The sequence below is a fragment of the Synechococcus sp. H60.3 genome (assembly GCF_047462295.1).
GTDB lineage: Bacteria > Cyanobacteriota > Cyanobacteriia > Thermostichales > Thermostichaceae > Thermostichus.
Window position 1 is genome coordinate 1 of sequence record NZ_JANSIY010000169.1, and the last position, 3,711, is coordinate 3,711.

Here is a 3,711-nt window from a genome sequence, read left to right on the forward strand (position 1 = left end):
CTATGCTATGCTGAGGTATTAGTCATTGAAATCAGCATGCGGGCCCATTACTTACAACACGTGGCGTTTGAAGGTCTTGGCTACGTAGAGTCCTGGCTCAAAGCCAAGGGGTACCCTGTAACGAGCACAAAGTTCTTTGAATCAACGAGATTGCCGAGCCTGGATGAATTTGACATGCTCATCGTCATGGGTGGCCCCATGAGTGCCAATGACGAAAGGGCATTTCCTTGGCTAAGTCAGGAGAAGGAGTTTATCCGCAATGCCATCGAGGCCGGCAAGTCCATTTTGGGTATCTGTCTGGGGGCGCAACTGATTGCCAGCGCAATGGGTAGCCGAGTGTTTCCAAATCGTGTTAAGGAAATAGGCTGGTGGCCGGTGCAAGGGATCCAACCAGCGAACGAGCTGGCCTTTCCTTTTCCGCCCTCGATTGAGGTTTTTCACTGGCACGGGGAAACCTTCGAGCTGCCCCCTGGTGCACTTCACCTTGCCAAAAGCGAAGGCTGCGAGAACCAGGCCTTTCAGCTTGGGCGTTCAGTGATTGGCCTCCAGTTTCACTTGGAAACCACGCCGGAATTGGTGCAAGGGCTTGTCTCCCACTGCGGCGACGAGTTATTGCCATCTACCTATGTGCAGTCGGAAGTAGAAATTCTCTCAGCTCCCCCTGAGAAGTACCAAGCCATAAACCGTCTCATGGGCGAGGTTCTCTCCTTTCTCTGTCGCCCCAATCCCTAGGCCCCGCGCTGCGCTCTAGAGGGCGGCCAGAGCCGTAAGATGCATCTGCAAGCCAAAGTTCCAAGGGGATAGACGTGGGCCATCAGGTTTTGGGACTGGGGATCGCAGGTTGGTCGGCTGCACGGCTGCTGCGGGCCCAGGGAAAAGAGGTGTGGGTCTGGGACGAGCAGGATTCGGAGCTCTTGCGGCAACGGCAGGCAGAGCTGGAACAAGAAGGGATCCCTGTCCACTTGGGCCAGCCTTTTCAACTGCTGCCGGGAGTGGAGCAGGTGGTGGTCAGCCCGGGCATTGCCTGGGATCACCCCTTGCTGCAAGAGGCGCGTCGGCAAGGGATTGAGGTGGTGGGAGAGGCAGAGCTGGCCTGGCAGTTCCTTGAGCATCTGCCTTGGGTAGGGATCACGGGCACCAACGGCAAAAGCACCACCACGGCCCTGGTGGCGGAGATGTTCAAAGCGGCTGGGCTAGAAGGGATCCCCTGCGGCAACATTGGCTTACCTCTGTCTCAGGTGGCGCTGGAGACTTGGCAAGGGCAGCGGCAGCCGGATTGGATCGTGGCAGAGCTGAGCAGCTACCAACTGGAGGCCAGCAGCCGCCTGATGCAGAGCTCCCCTAGCAGCCCACCCCGCATTGGGGTATGGACCACCTTCACCCCCGATCACCTAGAGCGGCATGGCACCCTGGAGCGCTACGCTGGCTTTAAGGCGCGGCTGCTGGAGCGGGCCCAGTGGCGGGTGGTCAACGGCGAGGATCCCTACCTCTTTCGCCGGCGGCGAGACTGGGAAAACACCTACTGGGTTTCCCTGCAAGATCCGCAAGCGGATGTCTTCCTGCGGGGGAGCACCCTTTACATCCAGGGGGAAGCGGTGGCGGAGCTGGAGGATTTTGCCGAGCGCTGCCCTGGTCCTCACAACTTGCAGAACTTGCTCTTGGCGGCAGCGGCTGCTCATCTGGCCGGGATCCCTAACACTGCCATTCAGGGAGCCATCCGCTCTTTTGCCGGCATGCCCCATCGCCTGGAGCGGGTAGCCCAAATCCAGGTGGGATCCACCCCCATCCGCTTTGTCAACGACAGCAAAGCCACCAACTACGAGGCCGGCTGGGTGGCCCTCAACGCCCTCTCCCCGCCCATCATCCTCATTGCCGGTGGAAGGGCCAAACAGGGGGACCCCTCAGCTTGGCTGCGGCTTATTCAGGCTAAGGTGGCCCGCGTGTTGCTCATTGGGGAGGCTGCTCCTGCCCTGGCCCAGGCTCTCCAGGCAATCCGCTATACTGACGTCGAGATCCTGCCAACTCTAGAGGTAGCGGTGGAAAGGGCCTTTGCAGCCGCTTGCTCCCTAGCGCAAGCCCTGGCGGATCCCGCTCAGCCCATTACCGTTTTGCTGTCGCCCGCCTGTGCCAGCTTTGACCAGTACCCCAGCTTCGAGCACCGTGGCCACCACTTCCGCGCCTGTTGCCAAGCCCTTGTGGGATCCCTGGAACGCTGAAGCGCGCTGGCTGCGCTGGCTGACGCTGGTTTGGCTGGCGGTGGGCTTGATGATGCTGTTTTCGGCCTCCTACCCGGTGGCGCAGCAGACTACTGGCGATGGCCTCTATTTCTTTAAGCGCCAGTTGCTCTGGGCAGGGCTGGGGCTGGCCTGCTTTGTGCTCCTGGTGCGCATCCCCTTGCGGCGCTGGTTTCCCTGGGCCGGGATCCTCTGTCTGCTGGGCATTGGCTTGGTTTGGGCTACCCAGGTGCCGGGGCTGGGGGTTTCTCGCCTAGAAGCCAGCCGCTGGCTGGATTTGAAGGTGATCCCGGTGGTCATCCAGCCTTCGGAATTGCTCAAGCCTCTGTTGGTGCTGCAGGGGGCCTGGGTGTTGGGCCGTTGGTTTTACCACCCCGCCTGGTTTCGCGGCGTCTGGGTTGGGCTCTTTGCTTTGGCGCTGCTAGGGATCCTCCTCCAGCCCAACTTGGGCACCACCGCCATCTGCGGCCTTACCCTCTGGGTCATGGCCTGGACTGCCGGGATCCCCGTTTTTACCCTCTTGGCTACAGCGGGACTGGGGATCCTGGCGGCTGTGGTGAGCATTCTCAGCAAAGACTACCAGCGGCGGCGCATCCTTGCCTTTTTGGATCCCTGGGGGAATGCGCGGGGCGACGGCTATCAGTTGGTGCAAAGCCTTTTGGCCATTGGCTCAGGGGGCTGGTGGGGCAAAGGCTACGGCCTTTCGCAGCAAAAGCTATTCTACCTGCCCATCCAGTACACAGACTTCATCTTTGCGGTGTATGCGGAAGAGTTTGGCCTGGTGGGATCCCTCTTCTTCCTGGGGCTATTGAGCGCCTACACCTGGGTAAGCCTGCGGGTCATGCGGCGCTGTCTCGACCTGCCCACGCGGCTGGTGGCCTGTGGCTGTTTGATGTTTTTGGTGGGGCAGGCACTGCTGAATGTCAGTGTGGTCACCGGCCTGTTGCCAACTACAGGGGTACCCTTGCCGCTGTTTAGCTACGGCGGCAGCTCAATTCTCTCTGGACTAATTATGGCGGGACTGCTGGTGCGGGCCGCCCGCGAGGTGGGCTAAGCTCTGTAAGCGTCTCACTCAGCAGCCAGTAGATAGAGACTTTGGGGTTCAGAAGGGATCAATTGGTAGGGATCCGCCTGGTTAAGCTCCCGACAGAGGCGAGCAAAAGACTGGAGACTTTCAAGGCGCTCCGTGAGCTCGGTAAACTACCCGGCTCCGACCGCTAAGCGGTACGGAGCGGGCTTAAGCGCTACGCGCCGCTGACGCGAAGGGTAGCCCTGCAGTTGGCAAGCCAACCACGAACCTCCAGGCCGGTTTACAGCGACCCCCAAAAGCGCAATGACGTTGGCACCGTGCAAATCTGCATCCCCTTCCCAACCACAAGCTGGGTTCACACAACGAAAATGCTTCCCTTCCCGCTGCCCAAGCCAGAAGCACTGGTGGCAGGTCTGCGAGCTGTAGGCAGGCGGCACCACCACAACC

The 3,711-nt window shown here is 60.4% G+C and carries 4 protein-coding genes; 3 read left to right on the forward strand and 1 reads right to left on the reverse strand.

Going from position 1 to position 3,711, the window contains the following annotated elements; translation table 11 throughout:
- From NW841_RS12310 to NW841_RS12320, 3 genes are all read left to right on the forward strand, one after another.
- A partial coding sequence (locus NW841_RS12310; RefSeq protein WP_414386634.1) for a type 1 glutamine amidotransferase occupies positions 1 to 732 on the forward strand: 732 nt, incomplete at its 5' end.
- Between the two features lie 74 nt (positions 733 to 806).
- Positions 807 to 2,216 (forward strand): UDP-N-acetylmuramoyl-L-alanine--D-glutamate ligase, encoded by a 1,410-nt coding sequence (gene murD, locus NW841_RS12315; RefSeq protein WP_414371169.1) that lies wholly within the window; start codon positions 807 to 809, stop codon positions 2,214 to 2,216.
- On the forward strand, positions 2,161 to 3,288 hold the full coding sequence (locus tag NW841_RS12320; protein WP_414386637.1) for an FtsW/RodA/SpoVE family cell cycle protein: 1,128 nt from the start codon (positions 2,161 to 2,163) through the stop codon (positions 3,286 to 3,288). The genes murD and NW841_RS12320 overlap by 56 nt, the downstream gene beginning before the upstream one ends.
- Before the next feature lie 146 nt (positions 3,289 to 3,434).
- Here NW841_RS12320 and NW841_RS12325 read toward each other — a convergent pair.
- On the reverse strand, positions 3,435 to 3,711 hold a 277-nt coding region (locus NW841_RS12325; protein ID WP_414386639.1), incomplete at its 5' end, for a zinc ribbon domain-containing protein.